Source organism: Acinetobacter sp. WC-743 (assembly GCF_000335555.1).
Taxonomy (GTDB): Bacteria; Pseudomonadota; Gammaproteobacteria; order Pseudomonadales; family Moraxellaceae; genus Acinetobacter; species Acinetobacter bereziniae.
On the sequence record NZ_AMFQ01000067.1, the window covers coordinates 15,819 to 40,718 of the forward strand.

Sequence of the window (24,900 nt, forward strand, 5' to 3'; positions counted from 1 at the left end):
TTACTCTCTATCAACCCATAGATACCATGAAATATCTACAGCCAATAAAAACACAGTTTTAAAACTCATCATACCCAGGTCGATTAATATTTAATCTGAAATTCTTTTTTTCAATACTTGGTTCATTTCCCACACATTTCATTTCTTCACTTTTACTAAAATCATCATTAATAACAAAAGATTGGATACAATAATTTTTCAATTTATTTTCATTTATACCATTAAATCTTTTGACTTGATGATCCAATATTGGAAACTTGCCTCCCATCGTTATAAATAAAGTATTTTTATAATTATTCTTGTTATTTTCACCACCTGATAAAAATATTACTTGCGCAGGTCCTGAACCTTCGTAATTATTAAAATTTACAGCAATCAAACCTAATAAATATTCTTTGCTTCCAATTTTTTTAACTGCAGTCATCAAAATTCGAGCTTGATCCTCTCCAGAATAAAATAGTTTTAAATCCTTTTGATTAACTGGATATTTATCTAATTGGATGAATTTATCATTGATCATTAACGCTTTAGAATCTAATGGTAATTTAACTTGTTTATATTCATTAGTTAAAAGGTCACTATTGACTTTCGATTCACTCATCTTTGGTGAATCTGAGTTTAACATCTTATTTTCTGCCTTTTGACAGGCTACAAGTGAAAATAAAATCAACAATGGGATAAATTTTTTAATGTACATAAGATGCCTTTATATATCCTGAATATTCGGTTGATAACCCTGTAAATGTAAATGGTTATCGTGATCACCATTTGTAAAAGTGACATGGGGCAAAGTTCTGTTTGGCTGACCTTTTCTCTTCATCACTTGCGATCCAAATGATTTATAACCAAAAAGATATAGTGCATTTACAAATCTTACATTCGCATCCCAGTCAAATCTATCGACGTGGCTCACAAGAACTGGACCATCTTTATGGCAACCATTAATTCCTAGATAGCGAAAATCTCCATTAATCCCGTTGAAGTGTGAATCACTACCTACCGATCGACCATCTCGAGCACTAAATCCAGAACCATGATAATAACCGTATCCTAAAGAGCACATAGCACCAATAACTGCTGCAAACGCATCTCCCTTAAGATAATATCTTGATCGACCTGGTAAATAAATATCCCACAAATATCCGACTTTACCATCCGGACTCTTGTAGGATTTGAGCGTCCTTTGGTCTACCAAATAAACATTTCCACCTACGACCCCGTTACCTTTTTTACGTTTAGGTGCAACGATAAATTCAGTTTTGCCAATATGATGTGATTGTCCATTTTTATCATAATAAATATATTCAGCAAAACCTGTTGCAGCCGCATTCTCTCTTTTGATTTTACCATCAGAGTAAATATGATAACGCGTCGTATCACTTGTTGCAGGTGTTTGATTAGAAACAGTTGTTAAAGGTTTACCCCCATTCTCTGTATGAGTATTTTGTTGGGACACTTTGGGTGGCTCTTGTTTAACTTCGGGTACTTTAGCAGGAGCTGGTGGATTAGGTTTACTTTGGGACGGCGCATTAGTAACAGGGTTTTGTTGTGGAACTTTTTGCCCTGATTCTAATCGTCTCGATTCCTTGATAAAACCTTCATTTATTCTAAATATCCTATACGGACTTCCATTAATTACCCGAGCTTTTACCAATGAATTCGAACCAACACCAAAACCATATACAAAACCAACTAACATTTTTAAGTTAATTACACCTGCAGCATTGGTTTTTTTTGAAATTTGCCGCCCTCGATAAAAAATGGTTACAGCGGTATTTGGAACAACTTGATCATCTTTTTTGACAATCATCTGAAAGCTATGAACAGGAAGTCTCACTTTTATTGTCTGATTAGAGAGTGATTCTTCAACCTTGAAGTGATGAATCTTTTGGTATTTTCCATCCCCTGAAACAGAAACCTCTATATCTTGACCGACTTCTGCTGAAATATTATGTTTTATGCCACTCCCATCTGCAGAATGCTTTTTAATATTATTTTTATAGGTAAGAAAAAAGCCCATATTTGAGATTGGTTTTCCAGTATCAGCTTCAACAATCTGTATATTGAAGTTCACATCTTTCGTTTCAACTGCTTTAGATTCTTCTGAAATACTTGGAGCTTGCTCATTTCTAACTTCTTGAGGCGTTTTATTCGCCTGTGGTTTGGGTTGAGGAGCACTATTCTGTTCTAAAACAACAGGGACTGATATTTGTTTGGTTAATTTGATTGTATAACTTTCCTTCTTATCTTTTTGCTGCGTAATCTCAAGTGCTTTTCCATCAACAATTATTTTTATTTTAGTGCCCGGATGCCTAACAATTACAGGAATTTTTCCTTCTTCACTTGTTTTATAATCATTAGAAATCTTTCCAATTTTGCTATAATATTTTCCTTCTTTGTATTCAGACTCTACTATAATTTTTTTACCTGAAACAGCATTCCCTTGTTCATCCACAACATTTATATAAATTTTACGATTACAACAGCTTTCTAAATCATAATGAGCAAATAATGATATATATTCACCCACTTTTGTTCCAAAAGCATCAGCTTGGTTACCTAGCCCCTGTACAAACTCTAAAACATATTTAGGACCTTTTAAGTGTGCTCCTGCAATGCATCCTGACTCTGTAATTTCAACCCCATTAATACGAACGCCATAAAATTCATTTACATTTCGATTGTTCAGCCGAGTGCAGAGTGTATTGATCCATTTATTAAATGCTTTTATTTGAACCGTTCGATCTTTGAGAAAAACACTTTTCGAAGTTACATCATCTAAGCCCGTCCAACTTCCACTCCAGTCATTCACCGAAAATGATTTCTGAAAAAGGCTATTAGGATCATTACTAAAAGTATATGGTGGCTTAAAATACCCCAAATCATAAAGTGCACTTTCGCCAAATTGAAAATAACCAATAAATCCATAACCTGCGGTTTTACCATTATGTACTTTTCTAGCAGTCAAATTAGGATCGACAAGGTCAGATAAACTCAAATCTGATGAAGACTCTCGACGAGATACTGCATATATATATGCTTGCCTATCCTCACCAAATGACTTTCCGTTTACTGGAGAAACAAAACTCATAATGCCCCCTTAGATTCTTGATCAATTTGTTTAAATAAAATTAGAACTTTATTTTTTGTTTTATCACTCATATTTGTAGAAAATTTCATTTTATTTTTATCAAAATTGAAACTCAGATCTTCATTTAGGTTGAGCATTACATCACCTAAACTCTTACCGTCATCAATAATATAAAATTTCTGAGGTTTATTTTTATTTGTTAATGAGATAAGTAAAATATTTTGATCTGAACTTTTGATATTCCAACACTCATCAGGAATATGTAACCAATGACCTGTATTTAGATCTATCTTATTTTGCTTTAAAAGCTTAGAGACAAGCTCTTTAATATCTTTACGCTGAAAGCTACATTTATCAGACTCTATATAATTAAAGCTTACGACTTCATTATCAATGTTCCGTTTTGGAAATTCCTTGATAACTTCTGCATTACACCAAGTCACAAATAATAAAATGAATAAGAAAGAAAATATTGTTTTCATGATCAAGCCTTACTTTCCAAAATTACAAAAATCTGCTTCTAAATCTTCACTACAAGATTCATTTTGATCTTCTATTGCATCATGATCATCTGCAGCGCCACAACAGCCCTCACCCTCACAACTACTATGATCTGAAGTGTCATCAATATCGTTCTTTATAACTATTAATTCTTTTAAATCTTCACTATCATGCCCAAGAATAATTGCTTCGACATCGTCAGCACTATCACTGAAAAACCGTTGTGTGCGTCCAAGTTCATCCAAAACACCAATAAATTCAGTTTTTCGTGAATGATTTACGAACTTAAATCTGACCTGCTGTTTTAATTCATCTTTACTAAAAATATTACTAAAATCAAAACGTCGGCTAAAAATTCCACTCTCAGGCATTTTCGGCAACTGCGCATTCACTGTTGCCCCACTGGTAAACAACTGTTGTCCTGACTTCACCTCAAACTTTCCACCAGTTTTAATAAAGACACCACTCCCATTAACCACTAGCTGAGTACCACCCGCTTTTAGATCAATCTCTTTAGAGCTGGTTAACTCAATCTTATCTTCAGTTGCAATCAACTTAATGACTTTCTTTGCAATGATTTCAATCAAATCATCCTGAGCCTGTACTTTGATCGGTCCTTTTGCAGCAAAAGCACTTAAACCTTTCTGTGCGGCAAACAAACTAATTTTATCTTGTGCATGACCCACAATATTCTTCTGAGCGCTCATGTTAATCGAACCATTTGCACTTTCAGCTATATCTTGAGAAGCTTGAAGAATAATGTCTTCTGGTGTGGTTAATGCAATCCCATTTGGCGAAGCCAATAACATCAATGCTTGACGGAAAATTTTACCTTGTTCTTGTTTGGCGTTGTCGCTGCTATCTTCCAGACCTTGTGTATAACCCTCCATAAAGCCTTGCAAACTACTCAAAGCCTCCAACGGTTTAATTTCAAGTTTGTTCCCCTTATTGAATGTTCCACAAGTACTCATGATGTCAAAATCTTTGATTTCGACATTGGATAAAACCTTACCCACATTACTAATGGATTCAAAAGGATTAGATTTAATATTATCTTTTAAGCTTGCCAGCTTGCCTTTAATAATATCTGTACCGTGTTCTTCAACATTTTCAATAAACGCTTTTAAGTTTTCAACCGCTTCTTTTGCATCAGAAAAATATTCATTAAATTCATCTACAATGCCTTTTGCATTACCACCTAAAGCACCAATGTCTTTAATAAATCCACCACAATCTTTTAAAGCATTCAAAGGATCACTACTCACCCCTTCTTTAAATAGATTCAAAGTTGTGTTGAGCGCCTGCCCTGCACTTTTTAACTCAAGTGATTGAATGAACTTAGGCAAACGATTAATGACATTCAATGCATCGGTTTGTTGCTTTACAGCAATCTCACTTAGCACTTTCATACTTTCAGCCCCTTGATTCAACAAGGACTGTGCTTGGGCTGCTTCTAAATGATCTGCAATTGCATTTTCTTGGGCATAGGTTGTGATAAGCATGCCTTTTCCTGCACGTACCGCCCCATAAGCATCTGTTCTTAATTCAAAACCTTCACCACGCCCATTGCTGGTCTCTTTATCTTTCGGATGACTTAAATTTCCCAAGTTAAGTTGAGTGGCTGCGTGACTACTTTGCAGTTGGGCACTGATTTGCCCGGTCGTGTCATCAAATCGGAGTTGGTTAAAGCCTGAACCACCGACTTCAGATGAGCGGATACCACTGAGTTTCTTGGTATCAGGAAGCTGACCTTTGACATCAAACATGGTTTGATGACGTTCTGCTTCATGTAAACGCCCCATCACAAAAGGACGATCTACATTGCCATCAAAGAAATCAATCACCACGATTTCACCAATCCGAGGATGAAAACGTGTACCGTAACCTTCTCCTGCCCATGAGGTTAATACATCCACCCATGCTGAGTCAGTATCGTTATCATTGGAGCCTGCACCACCATCATGACTATTATCATCAGTACGGGTAAACAAGAAACGAACTTTAATGCGTCCCCATTGGTCCACATAAATTGTTTCGCCTTGCGGACCTACCACTTTAGCGCGTTGCGGGAATGCAGAAGGTCTGTGTGTTAATGGATTGTATTCTGGAACGACTGGAATTCTGCGTCGTACCAATGACAGCTCATTGGCTTGACGCTGATCTTTAATTAAATGATTCCAATAGTTTAAATTAAGCAGTTTAGAAAGTTGATCTTGCAGTTCTTTCGGTAAGTTATTCTGATTATAGAAGGTTTTACCGAGAACCAAGAACTCGCGATCTGAACCTTCATGCTGATCAATTTCCGGATGCTCTCTCAACTCAAACCAATAACCAACTTGTGCATCACGTACTGAACTGATTGCGGTAAAATATTTGGCTTGTAGTTCTTGGTATTGTGAAAGTTGAGTATTGAGTTTATCCACTTGAGCTGAGCTAGAAGCTGTGGTTTGATCTTCACCCTTGAGATCACTGGTCCACGCTGGACTAATGGTCCAAGCCTGTTCTAAACTCAACGTTTCATTGTCTTGTTGTTCGCTATGCTGATGATTGCTGAGTTGGCTATCACCCTGATCTTGTGCGAGATTGTCAGCTTGCCAGCGTTGCACTTGTACAGCTGTAGATTGGATTGATCGTTGTGCAATTAAGCTGGTAATGGTATCAAATCGTTCTGTTGCATGACTACGATGGAAGCGTATACTGCGCCTAGGCATTGCTTCATATTGACTATTGTCATCAATCAATCTTAATTTCTGGGTTTGAATTTGTGCAGCAGAAACTGGAACTATGCGTTCAGATTCATCAACCAACCAGTTAATTCCCTCACTGCGCCATAATCTTGTTAAAAATTCGTAATCTGTTTCGTTTGACTGCATCACAAAAGGACGCACATCATATTGTTTTTTTAAACCACGACTATCTAAACTCAAACTAGATGCAAATAATGCACTTTTGGTTTGCCATTCCTTGAATAAAACTTCAGATATTTCCAAAATACTTTTATTCATGAAAACGCGACTATTACGGCGTTTATGCCAAAGACTGGTCGCATCTTCAAGCGTGAGCTTGTAAATACTTAATGCACCGTCACTTTGTCCTTGACTTGCACCAGTAATGATTCCTGTGGTTCGATAGAGTTCCCCAAAGTCAGTGACTTGGTCAACAGCGACCTGACAACCTATAAATTGTTTTAAAGCAATATGTGCATTGGTTGAAAGGCAAAGTAATTCTGCCTTCAATCCTTGATTGATATATTGTTGTCCCTGAATGCACTGTAGAAATACACTGCCATTTAAGGCTTGATTTGAGAATTGGACATGGACAGCCCTTGTCTGCAACCCTAACCCAAAACTTTCAAGTAAAGTATTAATATTTTTCAACATTTTAGTTATTGATATTCAATGACATGTTGGCTTATTGTAAATAAAAACTCACAGAAAGACATACAGAAATTGTTAAAATTTTTATTTTTGTAACTGACATACTCAAAATTGATCTTATTTTTATGAGAAAAATACAGATATTTAAATCAATCTAAATCTCCAATTTTACCCGTTTATCCTATTACAAAAGGGGCAATTTGCCCCTTCTATAAAAAATTAAAAACACTTAAAAAGGAACGCGCTTATAATCACGATAAGTTGGTTTCCAAAAGTTCTGTTCAATACTTTCGAGTAATTGCTCATCACTCATTACCGTCGCAACACCATCTTGCATTGCTGCTTGAGCAACTTTAAATGCAATAATTTTAGAAACTTTCTGCAATTCGTTTAAATCAGGTAATAAGTCCGCATGGATATCGTTTAACTTCGGTGAGCAATCTGCCAAAGCGGAACTTGATGCCATCAGCATATTGTCTGTCACACGCGTTGCTTGAACAGCCACAACACCTAAACCAATACCCGGGAAAATATAAGAGTTATTGCATTGTGAAATATTAAAGGTTTCTCCATGATAATTCACTGGCGCAAACGGGCTACCTGTTGCAATTAATGCTTTACCTTCTGTCCATTGGATAATATCAGCAGGCACAGCTTCTACACGTGAAGTTGGGTTCGATAAAGGCAACACAATTGGATATTCACAATTTTCAGCCATGGTTTTAATGATTTCTTCTGTAAATAAGCCCGGTTGACCCGATACACCAATCAATACTGTTGGTTTGGCATTTTTAACGACATCCAGTAGAGAAATAATTTCTTCTGGATTGCCCCAATGTGCAACATCATCAGGCTTTTGTGCAAGCTTACGCTGGAAGTCAAGTAGGTTTGGCTGATTTTCTGTGATGAGACCAAAACGATCAACCATAAATACTTGTGCACGCGCTTCAGCATCAGTTAAACCTTCCGCCACCATTTGCGCAATGATCTGTTCTGCAATACCACAGCCTGCTGAACCTGCACCCAAGAAAGTCACTTTTTGATCTTTCAATTGTTTACCTGCCGCACGGCTTGCCGCAATCAGTGTTCCTACACATACTGCTGCTGTACCTTGAATATCGTCATTAAAGCAACAAATCTTATCACGATATTTTTCTAATAAAGGCATGGCATTTTTTTGTGCAAAATCTTCAAACTGAATCAAAGCTTTTGGCCAACGACGTTTTACCGCAGCAATGACTTCATCGACAAACTCATAGTATTCGTCACCACTGACACGTGGTTGTGACCATCCCATATAGATTGGATCATTGAGTAATTGTTGATTATTGGTTCCCACATCTATTGTAATTGGCAAAGTATATGCAGGGCTAATACCACCACAAGCGGTATAAAGTGATAATTTTCCGATTGGAATCCCCATACCACCAATACCTTGGTCACCTAAACCAAGAATACGTTCACCATCTGTTATCACAATCACTTTAACATTCTTACGATTAACGTTATGGATGATCTCATCAATATATTTACGATCAGGGTATGAAATAAATACGCCACGATGACGTCGATAAATATCCGAAAAACGCTGACATGCCTCACCCACTGTTGGGGTATAAATAATCGGCATCATTTCACTTAAATGATTTTCAATCAGGTGGTAAAAAAGTGTTTCGTTGGTGTCTTGGATATTTCGTAAATAAATATGCTTATTGATTGCTTCACTGAAAGAACAATACTGCTGATAAGAACGTTGACTTTGTTCCTCGATACTTTCAATCACATGAGGAATCAAACCATGTAAGTTAAACTGGGTTCTTTCTTCCTCTGTGAAAGCTGAACCTTTGTTGAGTAATGGCAGTTCTAGTAAGGCATTGCCTGCGTAATGAATATATAGAGGATATTTTTTCAAGGTTTCCGTTGGCATTTCCATTCTCATTGAAGCAGTCATTCTGCTTCTATCTTTTGCTAAGCTACGACTTTGGTCGCATACAAGCTTAAGCCTATTTTTCGCTAAATGGGTATTTAGATACGTGATAGTGATATTCAAAGTATTTTACAGAATGATAAATTATTCTCATTTTTTACAAATTCTTTAAATATTTAATACAATCTATTGTTTTTTATATCAATAACAAAGAATTAATCCAAATTTTAAAATTTATCGATTTCCAATGTCATTGAGCTACGATTGATTTTTTTCGTATTTCAATTTATTTTGTCCTTAATTGAATGAAGCAAAACCAATAACAATGAACACAAATATTTTTATACTTCTACTAAGCACTGCAGTCATCTGCACAGGTTGTCAAACAGCCAAAAAAGTATCTTCTGGTGTTTCCAAAACCACTGAAAAAGTGAAAAGCTTGGTTGGTCTAGGCGAAGCAAAAGTTCCAGAAGTCGATAAACAAGGCGTAGTCGATGTCAGTAAAGCAACCTTAGAAAAGCTTGAACAAATGAAACTCAATATGCCCACTGGACAATGGGTCTATATTGAAAACGATTTACAAGGAATTTATACCCTACAAAATAAATCTGCTGACGGCAATATTTTATATTTACGTCTAAACTGCAAAATTCCTTCGCAAAAATCTGGATTTAGTATTGAAGATAAAGATGCTAAGGAATTACTTAAAGCACATGATCCCCAAGCAGGACAAGTTCAATTTTTAATCGACAATAAAAATTATGGCAATCCTTTTGATCTGGTCAATGCGAAAAAAATGCCAAGTTTCCAAGCTGCGCTCAGTAAGGCTAAAGTGATTAAGATTTTTAATAATTCTAAACTTTACACCTTTAACAATGGTCATGCTGAATTGCTCAGCAAACCTGTTAGTTGCATGTAAGTATCCTACTAAATTATTTAGGCATATCCACAAAAACAGCTGTGAGTCGACGCACTAACGGCAAAACAACCAATACCACTGGATATGCCACGGCCCACGAAACCATCCATGCCGAAAACCATTTTGCCAAAAAACCATCCACTAGACCCACATTAATGAACATATTGATCAATGACACCATACCACTCATTAAACAGGATAAGAAAAAAGGCATGATCCATGCAGCAAATTTTGCAGGGAGTTTTGGAATATTTCCGATAATCGTGGGAGGAATATTTGACATGAGGACTCAAAATTGAATAAACATGACAATTTTATGCTTTTCAGGTGGGTGAAACAATCAATCATTCCACATTACATCCAACACATTTTGCCACTTTGTTTCATTAGGTAAGCGCATTGGTTCATCGTAGAACATGGCTATGCTATTTAAAGCAGATGCTAAAGAAATGATTGTGTTTAAAGGCAGCCAAGTATCGTCGCCAATATCAAAAAATTTCGAATTCATTTGTTCATTACAAGTTAACCAAGATTCGCCTTGTTGTGCGGTAGGGATATTTTTGTCGTAGCGCAAGATCAAGTGTTTGCTGTCAACAAACCAAAATAACAGAATGATTTGTCCTTAATTTGGAATATCCAGTTCAAAATAGCCTGAGTTTGAAAATTCAAGATATTGGACTTAACTAAACAACCGAATAATTTGTTCTTTTTTCATTTCCTGATGATCAAATTGATCCAAAAAGCTCACCAACATCATTTGTTATCCTTTTTTGAAAGAAGATCTATCTAACGTGAATTCGATGCAATCAAATCTTCAACTCATTGAAAGATAATAAATCTATGTGGATTTTTGCTGGATTTTCATCCGATTTTGGATGAGGAGCTCCGCAAGGGCTCGCCATACTTGTTTTGGCATGAGGAGCGAAGCTTCGTAAGCGCAACCATCAATATAGTTTCATTTCTCTGATCAATAAAATGAAGGCGATCAATAGATTGTTTGATGATCTAAAGCTTGCACTGCCACGCTTTAGTGCTAAAGTTTAAATTCTTTTGCGTAAGCGATGCCTCACTTTTCAGAGATGAAAAGTGACAAAAATCTTTCGTTGAGCGAGGGGTACATCCTTTACCCCCGCTCAACATGGCGACATCCATGTCGCCTGAAGATAGCAAGACCATCAATAATTCAAAAAGTACAAAATAAATGAATCATCCAAATCACTTGTATGAATAATCAGGCGGTTTGGATGTATCATCTTTCATCAAGGATTTTTATCGAACTCAGGTTATCTAGGCTGTCAGTTGATCATATAAAGGGCGAGAATAGATCAAATATCTCAGACTAAGATCTTTCTGATTGAATAAGTTTTATTCTATACAAATGCATTCACCTAAAAGGCTCAAAATTTGCTATATTTAGCGTTTTTCTGCGACATTTATTTCTCTATAGATTATGAATACGGCCATACAAGCAGCTCTTGATCATGCAGTGCAATCCCTACAAGCTGAAGGGACTCTTCCATCTGACTGGAAAAACACAAGTGTTTTAACGCGAACCAAGGACCGAAGCCACGGTGATTTCGCATCAAACATTGCCATGATGGGTGCAAAAGTTGCGGGTATGAAACCACGTGATCTTGCTGAGAAAATTTTAGCAAACCTCCCAGAAGTGGTTGATATTGCAAAAGCTGAAATTGCTGGACCTGGTTTTATTAACTTCTTTCTCAATGCAGATCAACGCTTTGCTGTACTTGATCAAATTCAAGCACAAAAAGATCTGTTTGGTAAAACCCAAGCCAATGCAGCTAAAAAGATTCAAGTTGAATTCGTTTCTGCCAACCCAACCTCTAGCCTGCATGTCGGTCATGGTCGTGGTGCAGCTTACGGGATGACTGTTGCTACATTACTCGAAGCAACAGGTGCTAAAGTTGATCGTGAATATTATGTCAACGATGCAGGACGTCAAATGGACATCCTTGCGACCTCTACTTATTTACGTTACTTAGAATTGACTGGGCAAACTTTAGTTTTCCCAAAAAATGCCTACCAAGGTGATTACGTTAAAGAAATTGCTCAAAGCATTATCGATAAAGATGGTGATGCTTATGTGCGTGCTGTTGCTGATATCTATAAAGATGTTCCAGAAGACGTTCAATACGCTGAGGAATTGGATGCAGATGGCAATAAAGTTGTGCTTTCAGGCGATAAAGAAAAGCATATTGATGGCTTGATTCAAAATTCACAAACATTGGTTGGTGAAGGCTATCGTGTGTTCCATCAAGCTGCATTACATGCCATTTTAGATGACATTAAAGATGACCTTGGTGAGTTCGGCGTAACTTTCAACCAATGGTTTAGTGAAGCATCGTTGACTGATAAAATTGACGAAGCCCTACAAACTTTAGATCAACGTGGCTATCTTTATGAAAAAGATGGCAACATCTGGTTTAAATCGACTGAATTTGGTGATGAAAAAGATCGTGTTGTAAAACGTCGTAATGGGCAAACCACGTATTTTGCTTCTGACATTGCTTACCATTTGAATAAGTTACAACGTGGTTATACTGATCTAATTGATATTTGGGGCTCAGACCACCACGGTTACATTTCACGTGTAAAAGCAGCCATTGATGCAATGGGTTATGACTCATCAAAACTCACCGTGTTATTGGTCCAGTTTGTAAGCTTATGGCGCGGTGGTGAGATGGTACAAATGTCATCTCGCTCTGGTCAATTTGTGACTTTACGAGATCTTCGTAAAGAAGTTGGAAATGATGCAGCACGTTTCTATTATGTTATGCGCAAATCTGAACAACACATTGATTTTGACTTAGATTTGGCTGTATCACAAAGTAAAGACAATGCGGTGTATTATATTCAATATGCACATGCTCGTATTTGCCGTATGTTAGAAAAAGCGGCAACAACAAATATTCAATTTGATCCTGAAAGTGCGCGTCAATTTGCTGCAAAATTAGAACTTGAAGCAGAGGCTGAGATTTTAGCGAAACTTGCGGCATACCCTGAAGTGATTATTCGTGCAGCAAACAATTATGAACCGCATCAAGTAGGTAACTACTTGAAAGAACTTGCAGCTTTATTCCATGGTTGGTACAACGAGAATAAAGTTTTAGGTGATGATGCTGAATTGACGCAAGCACGTTTATTGCTTTCTGCCAATGTTCAGCAAGTTCTTCGTAATGGTTTAGAACTGCTTGGTGTTTCTGCACCTGAAAGCATGTAAGTCAGCAATAAATCATTACTTTACATCGCGCTCAAGCGAAACTATGCTTGAACGCGATGTTAAACAATAAATAATAAGAGGATTTCTCGTGTTTGGAAAAACGCAACGCGGTGTGTCTGAAAGACCAACCAAACCTAAACAACCATTGATTCCTAAATGGTTAGGGATGCTTGTGGTCATTTTAATCGTGTTAAGTTTTGGTGTCGCTCTGATGCTCTGGAAACCGTGGGCGCCTGTTCAACCTCGAAATGAAATTACGTCTGAACATTATCAAGAAGATACCAACAAAGACTATCGCTTTTATGATTTGTTGCCACAACAACAAGTGACGCCGATTCCTGAACAAGCGGTTCCAGAGAATAAAAATCAGCAGCAACCCGTTATTGTTGAAGCACCTTCTCAAACTCAAACTGACAATGTTGATGTCGGTATCAATGCTGAACGAACAGCACCTGCTCAACCTGAATACATCTTACAAGTTCGTAGTTATGATGATCCCGATGCCGCAGATGCTCGACGTGCCGAAATCATTTTAAATGGTTTATCTGCTGATGTTGTACAAAGTACTGAGGGTGGCAAAACTTGGTATCGTGTGATTTCTGGTCCATATGAATCACAGAATGCCGCAGTCATCGCTCAGCAAACCTTACAACATAGTGGAATAGATTCGATTGTGGTTAAACGTTAATTGTTTTCTCTATCATTGAACTAAGCTATTTATTAAAAACAGGATGCATTGACATTCTGTTTTTAAATTCAAATTTTATCTATTCAATCTGTTTAAATTATTCGTCTATTTTTTACTCAAAAAAATATAATTCGACTAAATATTTACCCAAGTTGATCAAAATTAGAGTAATCTACCTCCCGCAATACATTACCCATGTATCCGCAGAGAGATCAAAAGTCACCAATACTTTTGATTTGCTGTCCTGTAGTTGGCGTGACGATCAAATCCGAATATTACAGGGCGCTCCGAGCTTAACATGGGTAAACGTCTATTTTTCTCATGAACTTATCTAACGATCATCATTCCTCTCTTTCATAAAAAAATCTTCATCTAAACTTCACTTAAAATTCATTCGCCTAAATATTTCAATTTCAGTACACTCAACACGAGATGATAAATATTTAATTGCAATGAATCATAAAAAGCAGATTTTATGCGTTGAAGATGATGCAGCGATACTTATGCCATTACGCTATGCACTTGAGCGTGAAGAGTGGCAAGTCACTTGGGCAAATTCTGGTCTACAAGCCATTGATTATATTCAACAACAAGCCTTCGACTTTATTATTTTAGATATTGGTTTACCAGATTTAAATGGCTTTGATGTGTGTAAAAGAATTCGCCATTTCAACCACACGCCGCTGTTGTTTTTGACAGCACGTGATGACGAAATTGATCGAATTATTGGTTTAGAGATTGGCGCAGATGACTATTGCACTAAACCGTTTAGCTCAAGAGAAATTGTCTCCAGAATTAAAGCCATTTGGCGCAGAATGGAGATTCAAAATCAACCCCAACAAAATACCCCAATAACGCCACATTTAATATCTAAACATTCTCAAACATGGCAGTGCAATGATGAGTCTTTCCAGATTCAATACTTAGGCACCATACTGCAATTAACACGTTATGAATATCGTTTACTCAAACTGTTGATTCAACATCCTGAACAAGTATTTAGCCGACAACAATTGATGGATCAAGTTTGGGAACATCCTGAGCATAGCTTAGATCGAACTGTTGACACTCATATCAAGAGTATACGCAATAAACTCAAACAAATATCTGCTGAACAGGATCCAATTGAAACTCACCGTGGCTTCGGATATAGCCTGAAAAGGCTGGACTAAAGCATGTCGATATTTATCCGTATTTGGTTCTTCTTCGGGTTAATTATCTTGCTCGGTTTATGGTTTATGTCTTATACCTTTAATCAGCAAGTAAAGCCCAATGTACGACAGGTTGTCGAAGATACACTTGCGGAAAATGCCAATATTATTGCCATGCTGGTTGCAGAAGATGTCTATGAAAATAAGGTTGGAACTGCCCAGTTTGATGAGAAAATTCAAAATGCGCTCAATCGAAAAATCAACGCCAATATTTGGCAACATAATAAGAATGAAATCAATCAACAAATTTATATCACTGATCAAAAAGGCATAGTGATTTATGATTCACAAGGCATTGCAACAGGGCAAGACTATTCAAAATGGAATGATGTCTACCTGACATTAAGAGGCAAATATGGTGTTCGTTCAACCCGAAGTTATGAGGAAGATAGTAACAGTAGCACCATGTTTATTGCTGCACCTATCTATTATCAAATTGATCAACAACAAAAGTTGATTGGTGTCGTCAGTATAGGCAAGCCCAATATATCCGTACAACCTTACATCCAACGTGCTGAAAATCAACTGATCCGCCAAGCCATATGGATTACGTTGTTGAGTTTATTTTTAGCCAGCCTAGTGGCTTATTGGCTTAAACATAGTATTGATCGTGTGCGTAAGTATGCTCAAGCGCTGGCACCTGTCAACCAAACTCCGCATTTTCGATCCGCCAAAGAACTCAATCAAGTTGCTCAAGCCGTGGAAGATATGCGAGAAAAACTGGAAGATCGCGCTTATGTCGAACACTACGTCAACACCCTGACACATGAGCTAAAAAGCCCTTTAACTGCGATCCAAGCCAGTGCTGAGTTGCTTAAAGAAGATTTGCCTTTAACTGATCAACAAAATTTTGCCACACATATTCATGAACAAAGCCAGCGTTTACAGAGCTTGATTGACCGTATGCTGTTACTGACTCGCTTGGAAAAATCAAGGCACCAAATTGAGATTCAAAATTTTAATTTGTCTGAATTAATCCATCAGACTTTAGATCGGCACGCCAGTCAAATGCAGGCTAAAAAAATTCAATGTTTATTAGATATTGAAGCCGATTGTATGATTCATGCAGATCGTTTTTGGCTTCAACAAACGCTTGGCAATATTTTAGACAATGCTTTGGATTTTTCTCAGGATTCGGCAAAAATTCTGATTCAGCTACATCGGCAAGCACATCAACATATTGAATTAAATATCTTTAATGAAGGTGTATGGATTCCTGATTATGCACTTACACAGGTGTTTGATACATACTTTTCACTTCCTCGACCAATCAGCCAACAACGTAGTTCGGGTATTGGACTCAGTATTGTTCAGCAAGTCATTGAACAACATCATGGTCAGATTAACATTTTAAATATCGAGGAAAATCAGATTCCAATTCTGCAATCTCATCAACAAGGCGTATTGGTCAAGATTTTGCTTTAACCACAAAGATTTGAATATTCACCTAAACTTCACATAAAACACAAAGTCAGCTCAAACAAAACACATTTCGGCTTCGCATACTGAACCTAACAAAAACAACGGCTCAGGAACACCGTGATGCGATCCAATTTTCTCACCTTTAAAATTATTGCAATTGCCATTTTGATTGCGCTGTTTTGGATAGGTCTACTCTTCATTAGCACTTTGGTGTCAGAACGACAGGGATACCAACAAGCTTTTCTCAGAGAAATTTCACAAAACAACATCAGCCCACAAACTGTTATTTCACCTTATATTCGTGTGCCCTATACCGAAATCAAAACCTGTTTGGACGACAAAAAAGTCACTTATTCCTGTACAGAAGAACAATGGGTATACATCAGTGCAGACAGCACACAATGGACTGCTGATTTTAAGGTTTCTGATGATGCCTATAAACGCACCATCTACCGAGCAATTAGCTATACTGCAAATTTAACCGCTAAAGGCACTTTTCAAAAGCCCACACTCGAGAATAAAGACTATCAATGGAATCGTGCTGAGATTATGTTTCCTGTGCATGATCCACGAGGTTTAGACACGCAACCCTCGTTAAAAATACTCAATAAGAATTATATTTTTGAAATGAGTCCCAAAGGCAGTGATGCTTCTGGTTTTGACTTTATGCGTATTTCTACAAAAAATTATCCTGAATTAATCAATGCGATTCAAAATGGTTTTTCTTTTGATTTAGCCACCAATATCACAGGTCTTGGCAAATTTAGCTTGGTTCCCACCAGCCGTAGTGTCAGTTATCAAGCCAAAGGCAACTGGGCGGACATCAAGTATTCAGGACAAAATTTACCCTTTGCTAAAACCAGTACCCATCAACAATTTACAGCACAATGGAAAAACATTGCACTGGGTCAGCAAAACATCAGCAAACTGATTGAATGTGACACCAGTGATTGCATTCGCCAATTCAGCCAAGGCTATTACACTCAAGAAAATGCCTATGACGTTGAGCAAAGTCAACGAATTGGCTTATCAACCGAATTTTTAGAATCCGTCAATGTTTATACTCAAACAGATCGAGCAATTAAATATGGTGTCGTGATTATCATCATTACCTTTGGTTGTTTCTTCTTATTTGAGGTGCTTAAAAGCCTTCGTATTCATCCAATTCAATATTCTTTGGTGGCAATCGCACAAGGTCTTTTCTTTGTTCTACTACTTTCTATCAGTGAATACTATGCCTTTGCATGGGCTTACTTTGTCGCAGGAGTTGCCTGTGTTGGTCTCATGACATGGTATTTGTTCTATGTGATGAAAGGTTTTAAAGCTGCTGCCTTATTCGGTGTGATCCTCAGTTCACTCTACGCTGTGATGTATCTGTTATTGCAGTCCTCAGGCAAGACCTTCTTGATCGGTTCGATCATTTCATTTGTATTACTCGCGGTCGTCATGTTCCTTACACGTCACATCGATTGGTATCAAATCAACAATAAGCCTGAGCGAGCGCTTAAATCCTACATTCCTCCTCAATCTTAATTGCCATGCAGTGAATGTCTGTTCATTCACTGCTTAATCATTGTTTTAAATTCATCGAGATGGTCATGAATCTTTTTATTAAACAAAAAGCGCCAGAACAACTACAGCAACTTTGCCCTTTACAATCCTCAGTTGCGTTTTGCTTAAATCAATTACGCATCGCAAAAATTCAGTTTTTGAACTTAGGTAGCCTGATCATTTGCCCTGAGTACGATTGTTTTATCGTTTTTAAACATAAAACTTTAATTCGCATAGATGCATTTACGCACTCATAACAAAGTTGGTTTGCAGATGCATCTTGATCACGTAAAATTTAGCCCATAAACAAGATTTGAGAGTAATCATGACTGTACAACGTTTGCATGTAGAAAAGCGCTTTTCTGAAATTGCGATTTCAGGCAATTTAGTCCATTTGGCAGGTCAATTGGCAACAGATTTAACCTTGGATATTAAAGGACAGACTCAGCAAACTTTAGATATGATTGACCGTTTTCTTGCAGATGCAGGAACAGACAAAAGCCACATCATGTCTGTGATGATCTTTTTGAAAGATATTGAAAATGATTATGCAGCAATGAATGAAGTTTGGGATGCTTGGTGTTCTGATATTGAAGCACTTCCAAGAACTTGTGTGGAAGCAAAACTTTATCGACCTGATGTTTTGGTGGAGATGACGGTAGTTGCGGTAAAACCTGAATCATTGTAGAAATTAATTTGAACATTTAAAAATGCATGCTGAGACATGCATTTTTTATTAACCATATACACGATTAGAATAAAGATCAAACTTCCCCAACAGTTGTTCCTCTAGCACGTGTGAATGACTCATTTCAGCGAACTCACTTAAAAAATCTTCACGCAAATCCTGATATTCAGGAATACCGATATAACGAATCACTCTGTAGCCTGCAGATTGTAACAATGCATCTTTATAGGTATTTTGGTGAGCACGTTTAATTGCATTGATATCTTCTAAAGCAATCACAGCCAAAACTTTACAGTCTTTGTCCAATACAACAAAATCTGCAAACATTTGCTGATATTTACGGCGTGTGTGTAAATATTTTGTTGTTAACAATGCATCAAAAGACACATGAGCCAAAATATTAGCTTCAGGTAAAATTTCTTTTAGTCGAGTAAAAGTAATCTGTTCATGTGAATTAAATACTGCTCTTCTCCGCAGAGCACTATCAACTTGCTGCTTATTTTTCAATCCTTTATAAGCAATCGCAATCACAGCGGCAAATAGTATCAAACTCGCAACAATCAATATGTCCATATTTCATTTCCTAATTCTTTATTATAATTTGGTCAAATAAGACCAGTTCTTGTGTATCTAAAGATACTTTTTTACTGTCAGTTCAACGCCACATATGAGATATAAATTTGCTTAATTTAAAAAATAACAACTCATATCACAGTTTTAAAATATTTGTTGAACTATTATTTATTTTCCTCATTTATTCCTACAAATAAATGAATTGATTTATGGCTTTTATACCTTGTATCTATTACGAATACAACTAAATCCGATAAAACTTTAGTTTGATTGTAGGACAATTAAAACCAGAATTTGTGTACTTTTCGTACACAAATTTTTTCAACAGTTTAAGCAAAGTTATCCACAGTTTTGTATTTTAATTATTCAATTCGAATTTAAAGAGGGTGGTATACACACTAGCTTCTATTAAGTAACTTTTTCTACAACTACATCAAGACCCGAAAGTTGTTTTAATTTTGATGTTAAGTCATTAATAATAAATTCTTGAAATTCATTTGAAGTAGAGTTCTGAAAAGCAACCTCAATTCGATTATAACCTTCAAAACAATGATAGATCTGACGATTCAAGATACAAGCACAAGAAGGATATCGATCCATATAATCAGTAAATTCAGAAAAATACATGTCTTTTACTGGACGATATAAATTTAGATATATCTTATAATCAGGCACATACCCATAATATTTGAAGATGTCTTGCTTACACTCTTCAACAAATTCACTCGAATACAATTTTTCATCTTCCATTTTTAAAATTTTTTTAGAAATATCTAAAAATAATTCACCACTATCAGATGATGTAATTAACCAATGATGATACATTTCTTGTTTTTGTTTCAACCATGTCTTTGTTTTTAAATTAAAATACCAAACATATAAGTTTTTAATCGCTTTACCATTTTTGAGAATATTTCCGTCTCTCATTTCAATTAGGTCATGATTCCACATTTTTGTATGATGATTGTGCAAACAAGGTGGCGATTCACCCAAAGCATCTATACATTCAATATCTTTCGTTTTTACATTCAGCTGATAAATTTCAGTGATATTTTTTTTCTGTCTCTCTCCAGAACCAAGACCACCAGTAATGTATACCAAATTCTTGTTTTTATCATAGACTGTATCATGATCATATACTGGTGGAAATTGCTCTTCAGGATAGTTCCAAAGCTCTATCTTTTTCAAACCATCAGCTTTAATACAAACATCATTATAAATTTTAAAATCAGGATTATAATAATCTTTATAATCATAACACTTCCAATCAGGGGCTGCTGTATTACCGCCTATATCAATAACATCTATGTCTTTATTAAAAATAGAAACATGAGAACTACCTAATCTACTATGTGCAGCAACCCAAAATGGCTCGTTGAGATCAATTTTTTGATTTTGTAGATACTCTTGTAACTCATGTACCCAGATAATATTACTTTTTATTAACCAATGAAAAACTTCACTTTTATTCAACTCTTTTGTTACAAGTTTTTTATTATTTATTGAATTTAAAGCATCTATATCTGTTTGAGTAAATTTCCATTCAGTAATCTTTTTTTGAATTTTTTCCTCATATGCTTTAAGTCTAATTACATATTCAGCTTCTGTGACTTTGTCATCTGCTTTATTTTGATTCATTTTTAAAAATTAAGAGCATAAACACCCTTGAAAGGAACCTTTACTATATCTTTTGCCTATATTTAAATCAATAAAAAGAGGGTGCTTTCGCACCCTCTTGCACACTCACTAAAACTTAAGCTCTACTTTTCGGCTTAGATTTTCCTTTACTGTTTCCACCAAACGTTTTTTTACGATCCCCTGTTTCACGCGGTGGCAAACCTGTATGTTGTGTCAACACTTGCCCTTTTTGTGGGCGATTTGGCTGATTGGCATGTCGTGACTGAGTACGTGCAGTATTTTCACCCGTACGCTTTTGTGAATCACCTGCCAATGTTGAGTTCTTCTTACGTGCAGATTGATACTGACCATCCGTACCTTGCGGTTGATAGGTTGGGATCAAATGCTGTTTAGAGTTGCCAATCAAATCAGCACGCCCCATTTCACGTAAGGCATCACGTAATAAAGGCCAGTTATTTGGATCATGATAACGTAAGAATGCTTTATGTAAGCGACGACGCTTTTCACCTTTGACAATATCGACATTTTCAGTATAACGCGCCACCTTCGCCAACGGATTTTTGTTGGTATGGTACATAGTGGTCGCTGTTGCCATTGGTGATGGATAGAAAGTCTGAACCTGATCGGCACGGAAACCATTTTTCTTGAGCCAGATCGCCAGATTCATCATGTCATAATCTGTAGTTCCTGGATGCGCAGCAATAAAATAAGGAATAAGATATTGTTCTTTACCCGCTTCCTTACTAAAACGATCAAACATCTGCTTAAAGCGGTCATAAGTTCCGATTCCGGGTTTCATCATCTTCGACAATGGACCTTTTTCGGTATGCTCAGGGGCAATTTTCAAATACCCGCCCACATGATGTTGAACCAGCTCTTTGACATATTCAGGATTTAATACAGCAAGATCATAGCGCAAGCCAGAACCGATCAGAATTTTTTTAATACCTTTGATTGCACGGGCTTTACGGTACAACTGTGTTAGAGGCGCATGATCAGTATGTAAATTTTGACACACGCCTGGATAAACACAGGAAGGTTTACGACAATTTTTTTCAATTTCTGGATCTTTACAATGCAAACGGTACATATTCGCCGTTGGACCACCGAGATCAGAAATAATGCCTGTGAAGCCAGGTGCTGTATCACGAATCTTTTCGACTTCACGCAAAATTGATTCTTCTGAACGGTTTTGAATAATTCGCCCTTCATGCTCAGTAATTGAACAGAAAGTACAACCGCCAAAACAGCCACGCATAATATTCACGGAGAATTTAATCATGTCGAAGGCTGGGAAGCGTGCATTACCATAAGCAGGATGTGGTAGACGTGCATAAGGCAAATCAAACACATAGTCCATTTCTTCAGTGGTCAATGGAATCGGTGGCGCATTCAGCCAAACATCACGTTCACCATGTTTTTGCACCAATGCTCGCGCATTTCCCGGATTGGTTTCCAAGTGTAAAATACGGTTTGCGTGTGCATACAACACAGGATCTTCTGCCACTTCTTCAAAAGCAGGTAAACGAATTACCGCCAGCTCGCGCGGTGGTAATTTATGTTTAATCGCCTTTGAAGCAGGCTGTAAACGTACAATTTGAGTATTTTCATCCAGATGATCGCCTTCACGTACCACAGGATTGGCAACCAATTCTTTTTGGAAATTTTGATATTGGCTCAAAGAATTGCCTTTATTCTGCTCAATCTCACATCCATCCAAATCTTCGGTCATCACATACGGGTTAATGATCGGATCAACTCGCCCGATTGAATCCACATCATTGGATGCAATTTCAACAAATTTGGCTTTTGAAGCACGATTGCTCTTATTGACGATGAATGCTGTGCCACGAACATCGGTAATTTCATGAATTTTTTGACCTTTGGCAAGGCGATGCATCACTTCAACAATAGAGCGTTCACCATTACCATACATCAATAAATCTGCTTTAGAATCCATCAACACTGAACGACGGACTTTATCTGACCAATAATCATAATGGGCGATACGGCGTAAAGACGCTTCGATGCCGCCCAACAATACAGGTACATCCGGAAATGCTTCACGACAACGTTGGCAATACACCGTTGCAGCACGATCGGGACGTTTATTCGGCACATTGTCTGGAGAATAAGCATCATCTGAACGAATCTTACGATCTGCTGTATAGCGATTGATCATCGAGTCCATATTGCCTGCTGTAACACCCCAAGCAATATTTGGTTTACCTAGAACTTTAAAGGCTTCGGCAGATGTCCAATCGGGTTGAGCAATAATGCCAACACGGAAACCTTGCGCTTCAAGTGTTCGACCAATAATCCCTGAGCAGAATGAAGGATGGTCAATATATGCATCCCCACACACTAAAATAAAGTCACAACTGTCCCAACCGAGTTGATCCATTTCTTCGCGAGACATAGGCAAAAAAGGTGCTGGTTCAAAGCACGATGCCCAATATTTGTCATAATCAAACAACGCAACAGGCGCTGTCTGAGCAGTATAAGCGGTCGACATGGTAAGTTTTCTCGATTGGCGGTTGGCGATCGGAAGAGATCTAAGATGAAAGCCAATCATTTTACCATGAATTTTGCTCATGTTGCTTGATTAAAAAGTAAACATTTTATTTTTAGCAGTGATTTCTCTATTTTCATTTCATTCAAATGTCGAAATGAAATGAATAAACTGTTTTAAATGAGGATCGTGAATCAATCAATAAAAGCTCAGGGCAATTTAGTTCGATTCAAGCTTTGTCGAATCTGAGTCAGTTTGCTTCTGCATTTGATTTAATTTTAGCGCGACCAATAAGCCAATACCCAGTACAACAGTTATGCTCACGGTTAAACCCGACCAGCCATATTTTTCCCAAATCAAGCCACTACCACTGCCCAACAGGCTTGAACCGAGATAGTAGCAGAACAAATACAGCGAAGAACCGACTGCACGATATTGTAAAGACTGTATAGATACCCAACTGCTTGAGGTGGAATGTGCCGCAAAAAAAGAAAAAGTGAAAATAAATAGCCCAATTAACACAGTCCATAAAGATGGAATGAACATTACCCATAAACCTAGCGCCATACTACAAAACATCGCAATCAAAACTTTTGCACGTCCAAATCGACGGCTCCAGCCAGCTGCACGTGGTGAGCTATAAATACCTGATAAATAGGCGATCGAAATCAAGCCAATCCACGTCTGAGACAACTCAAAAGGTTTTTCTAAAAGATGATAGCTCATGTAATTAAACACAGTGACAAAGCAACCCATCAAAATAAAACCTTCGATAAATAGGAATCTTAATTTTGCATCAGAGAGGTTTTTCTTGAACGATTCGATAAAGCGAGAGAATTGAATCGGATAAGATTTAAAGTGTTTAGACGCAGGGAGTGCAACATAGAAAGTGATGGCGATCAATAAATTGAGTATGCCAATAATCATAGTAGCTGTTTGCCATGAAATATAATCCAGTAAAACGCCTGCGATTAAGCGCCCACCCATACCGCCAATCGCAGTACCTGAAATATACAAACCCATTGCAAAGCCAACATCTTTTTGTGCGATTTCTTCGCCAATATAGGTCATCGCTACTGATGCAACTCCACTCACTGCCAGACCAATCAGCATTCGTGTGGCAAGGAAGATTTCCCAATAGGGTAGTAATGAGCTAATTAATAATAAAATGGCTGTTGAAAACAAAGAAATCGCCATGATCTGTTTACGACCATAACGATCTGAGATTAACCCTGCAAACAAAAGCCCCAAAGCCAATGTAATGGTAGAAAATGAAAGTGGGAAACTGCTATGTGTAGGGGTCACATGAAAGAATTTTGCCAGAAAAGGCATCATCGGCTGAACACAATACAATGATGAAAATACCGCAAACCCTGCTAGAAATAGTGACAACAAAATCGCCAGAAAGGGACGAGTACCATACTCAATATACGCTGTAGATTCAGATGCATCAGACATTGTTTTTCCTCATGTCTGATCAGTATACGCCTATTTTGAATAATTGATAAAAGTGAAAAAATTATCGGAGATTCATTCCTTGTTTAGCAAAGAATAAAATACC

Annotated in this window: 19 protein-coding genes; 8 read left to right on the forward strand and 11 right to left on the reverse strand. The window is 37.1% G+C overall.

What is annotated here, in order from left to right:
* Positions 1-58: 58 nt before the first annotated feature.
* The 5 genes from ACINWC743_RS08435 to ACINWC743_RS08455 all read right to left on the reverse strand — a co-directional run bounded on the left by ACINWC743_RS08435 (position 59) and on the right by ACINWC743_RS08455 (position 8,896).
* The gene (locus tag ACINWC743_RS08435) at positions 59-697 is read right to left on the reverse strand and encodes a hypothetical protein (protein WP_009585136.1); all 639 of its coding nucleotides are present in this window, start codon (positions 695-697) and stop codon (positions 59-61) included.
* A gap of 9 nt (positions 698-706) precedes the next feature.
* Entirely contained in the window at positions 707-3,091 is a 2,385-nt protein-coding gene (locus ACINWC743_RS08440) for a hypothetical protein (RefSeq protein ID WP_005034600.1), read from the reverse strand.
* Entirely contained in the window at positions 3,088-3,573 is a 486-nt protein-coding gene (locus ACINWC743_RS08445; RefSeq protein ID WP_035300737.1) for a hypothetical protein, read from the reverse strand. Before ACINWC743_RS08445 ends, ACINWC743_RS08440 begins: the two co-directional genes overlap by 4 nt.
* A 9-nt stretch (positions 3,574-3,582) precedes the next feature.
* The gene (locus ACINWC743_RS08450; protein ID WP_009585124.1) at positions 3,583-6,972 is read right to left on the reverse strand and encodes a type VI secretion system Vgr family protein; all 3,390 of its coding nucleotides are present in this window, start codon (positions 6,970-6,972) and stop codon (positions 3,583-3,585) included.
* 226 nt (positions 6,973-7,198) lie between these two features.
* The gene (locus tag ACINWC743_RS08455; protein ID WP_005034606.1) at positions 7,199-8,896 is read right to left on the reverse strand and encodes an NAD-dependent malic enzyme; all 1,698 of its coding nucleotides are present in this window, start codon (positions 8,894-8,896) and stop codon (positions 7,199-7,201) included.
* 325 nt (positions 8,897-9,221) lie between these two features.
* Between ACINWC743_RS08455 and ACINWC743_RS08460 the strand changes: the two genes are divergently transcribed.
* The gene (locus ACINWC743_RS08460; protein WP_004832007.1) at positions 9,222-9,815 is read left to right on the forward strand and encodes a hypothetical protein; all 594 of its coding nucleotides are present in this window, start codon (positions 9,222-9,224) and stop codon (positions 9,813-9,815) included.
* A gap of 13 nt (positions 9,816-9,828) precedes the next feature.
* Here ACINWC743_RS08460 and ACINWC743_RS08465 read toward each other — a convergent pair whose 3' ends face one another.
* Positions 9,829-10,098, reverse strand: a complete 270-nt coding sequence (locus tag ACINWC743_RS08465; protein WP_004832008.1) for a DUF2798 domain-containing protein — start codon at positions 10,096-10,098, stop codon at positions 9,829-9,831.
* Between the two features lie 57 nt (positions 10,099-10,155).
* Complete coding sequence (locus ACINWC743_RS24820) at positions 10,156-10,389, reverse strand: hypothetical protein (RefSeq protein WP_227510957.1); 234 nt, start codon at positions 10,387-10,389, stop codon at positions 10,156-10,158.
* Positions 10,390-11,265: 876 nt separating this feature from the next.
* On the opposite strand from ACINWC743_RS24820, the gene argS reads away from it, so the two are divergent.
* The 7 genes from argS to ACINWC743_RS08505 all read left to right on the forward strand — a co-directional run bounded on the left by argS (position 11,266) and on the right by ACINWC743_RS08505 (position 18,616).
* Positions 11,266-13,056 carry an arginine--tRNA ligase gene (gene argS / locus ACINWC743_RS08475; protein ID WP_005034609.1) on the forward strand — a complete coding sequence of 597 codons (1,791 nt, stop codon included), beginning with the start codon at positions 11,266-11,268 and terminating at the stop codon, positions 13,054-13,056.
* 88 nt (positions 13,057-13,144) lie between these two features.
* Complete coding sequence (locus tag ACINWC743_RS08480) at positions 13,145-13,744, forward strand: SPOR domain-containing protein (RefSeq protein WP_005034611.1); 600 nt, start codon at positions 13,145-13,147, stop codon at positions 13,742-13,744.
* 452 nt (positions 13,745-14,196) lie between these two features.
* On the forward strand, positions 14,197-14,916 hold the full coding sequence (gene creB, locus ACINWC743_RS08485; protein WP_009585103.1) for a two-component system response regulator CreB: 720 nt from the start codon (positions 14,197-14,199) through the stop codon (positions 14,914-14,916).
* Positions 14,917-14,919: 3 nt separating this feature from the next.
* Entirely contained in the window at positions 14,920-16,380 is a 1,461-nt protein-coding gene (gene creC / locus ACINWC743_RS08490; RefSeq protein ID WP_009585127.1) for a two-component system sensor histidine kinase CreC, read from the forward strand.
* A 117-nt stretch (positions 16,381-16,497) separates the two neighbouring features.
* The gene (creD, locus tag ACINWC743_RS08495; RefSeq protein ID WP_009585140.1) at positions 16,498-17,910 is read left to right on the forward strand and encodes a cell envelope integrity protein CreD; all 1,413 of its coding nucleotides are present in this window, start codon (positions 16,498-16,500) and stop codon (positions 17,908-17,910) included.
* Between the two features lie 65 nt (positions 17,911-17,975).
* Entirely contained in the window at positions 17,976-18,185 is a 210-nt protein-coding gene (locus tag ACINWC743_RS08500; protein WP_004832020.1) for a hypothetical protein, read from the forward strand.
* A 68-nt stretch (positions 18,186-18,253) separates the two neighbouring features.
* Complete coding sequence (locus tag ACINWC743_RS08505) at positions 18,254-18,616, forward strand: RidA family protein (protein ID WP_004832022.1); 363 nt, start codon at positions 18,254-18,256, stop codon at positions 18,614-18,616.
* 48 nt (positions 18,617-18,664) lie between these two features.
* Here the strand turns inward: ACINWC743_RS08505 and ACINWC743_RS08510 are convergent, their stop codons facing one another.
* The 4 genes from ACINWC743_RS08510 to ACINWC743_RS08525 form a co-directional block, all read right to left on the reverse strand.
* The gene (locus ACINWC743_RS08510) at positions 18,665-19,189 is read right to left on the reverse strand and encodes a DUF2726 domain-containing protein (RefSeq protein WP_009585145.1); all 525 of its coding nucleotides are present in this window, start codon (positions 19,187-19,189) and stop codon (positions 18,665-18,667) included.
* A 408-nt stretch (positions 19,190-19,597) separates the two neighbouring features.
* Positions 19,598-20,827, reverse strand: coding sequence for a hypothetical protein (locus ACINWC743_RS08515; RefSeq protein WP_009585137.1), 1,230 nt, complete (start codon positions 20,825-20,827; stop codon positions 19,598-19,600).
* Between the two features lie 115 nt (positions 20,828-20,942).
* The gene (locus tag ACINWC743_RS08520) at positions 20,943-23,342 is read right to left on the reverse strand and encodes a YgiQ family radical SAM protein (protein WP_035300748.1); all 2,400 of its coding nucleotides are present in this window, start codon (positions 23,340-23,342) and stop codon (positions 20,943-20,945) included.
* A 216-nt stretch (positions 23,343-23,558) separates the two neighbouring features.
* Entirely contained in the window at positions 23,559-24,797 is a 1,239-nt protein-coding gene (locus ACINWC743_RS08525) for an MFS transporter (protein WP_009585118.1), read from the reverse strand.
* Positions 24,798-24,900: the final 103 nt, after the last annotated feature.

Excerpts from the sequence above, each read along its gene's own strand:
- argS (WP_005034609.1), top strand. The coding sequence starts at position 11,266 with ATGAATACGGCCATACAAGCAGCTCTTGATCATGCAGTGCAATCCCTA.
- ACINWC743_RS08440 (WP_005034600.1), bottom strand. The coding sequence starts at position 3,091 with ATGAGTTTTGTTTCTCCAGTAAACGGAAAGTCATTTGGTGAGGATAGG.
- ACINWC743_RS08435 (WP_009585136.1), bottom strand. The coding sequence starts at position 697 with ATGTACATTAAAAAATTTATCCCATTGTTGATTTTATTTTCACTTGTA.
- ACINWC743_RS08505 (WP_004832022.1), top strand. The coding sequence starts at position 18,254 with ATGACTGTACAACGTTTGCATGTAGAAAAGCGCTTTTCTGAAATTGCG.
- ACINWC743_RS08500 (WP_004832020.1), top strand. The coding sequence starts at position 17,976 with ATGAATCTTTTTATTAAACAAAAAGCGCCAGAACAACTACAGCAACTT.
- ACINWC743_RS08510 (WP_009585145.1), bottom strand. The coding sequence starts at position 19,189 with ATGGACATATTGATTGTTGCGAGTTTGATACTATTTGCCGCTGTGATT.
- ACINWC743_RS08450 (WP_009585124.1), bottom strand. The coding sequence starts at position 6,972 with ATGTTGAAAAATATTAATACTTTACTTGAAAGTTTTGGGTTAGGGTTG.
- ACINWC743_RS08465 (WP_004832008.1), bottom strand. The coding sequence starts at position 10,098 with ATGTCAAATATTCCTCCCACGATTATCGGAAATATTCCAAAACTCCCT.
- ACINWC743_RS08525 (WP_009585118.1), bottom strand. The coding sequence starts at position 24,797 with ATGTCTGATGCATCTGAATCTACAGCGTATATTGAGTATGGTACTCGT.
- creC (WP_009585127.1), top strand. The coding sequence starts at position 14,920 with ATGTCGATATTTATCCGTATTTGGTTCTTCTTCGGGTTAATTATCTTG.
- ACINWC743_RS08515 (WP_009585137.1), bottom strand. The coding sequence starts at position 20,827 with ATGAATCAAAATAAAGCAGATGACAAAGTCACAGAAGCTGAATATGTA.
- creD (WP_009585140.1), top strand. The coding sequence starts at position 16,498 with ATGCGATCCAATTTTCTCACCTTTAAAATTATTGCAATTGCCATTTTG.
- ACINWC743_RS08460 (WP_004832007.1), top strand. The coding sequence starts at position 9,222 with ATGAACACAAATATTTTTATACTTCTACTAAGCACTGCAGTCATCTGC.
- ACINWC743_RS08520 (WP_035300748.1), bottom strand. The coding sequence starts at position 23,342 with ATGTCGACCGCTTATACTGCTCAGACAGCGCCTGTTGCGTTGTTTGAT.
- creB (WP_009585103.1), top strand. The coding sequence starts at position 14,197 with ATGAATCATAAAAAGCAGATTTTATGCGTTGAAGATGATGCAGCGATA.
- ACINWC743_RS08445 (WP_035300737.1), bottom strand. The coding sequence starts at position 3,573 with ATGAAAACAATATTTTCTTTCTTATTCATTTTATTATTTGTGACTTGG.
- ACINWC743_RS08455 (WP_005034606.1), bottom strand. The coding sequence starts at position 8,896 with ATGCCAACGGAAACCTTGAAAAAATATCCTCTATATATTCATTACGCA.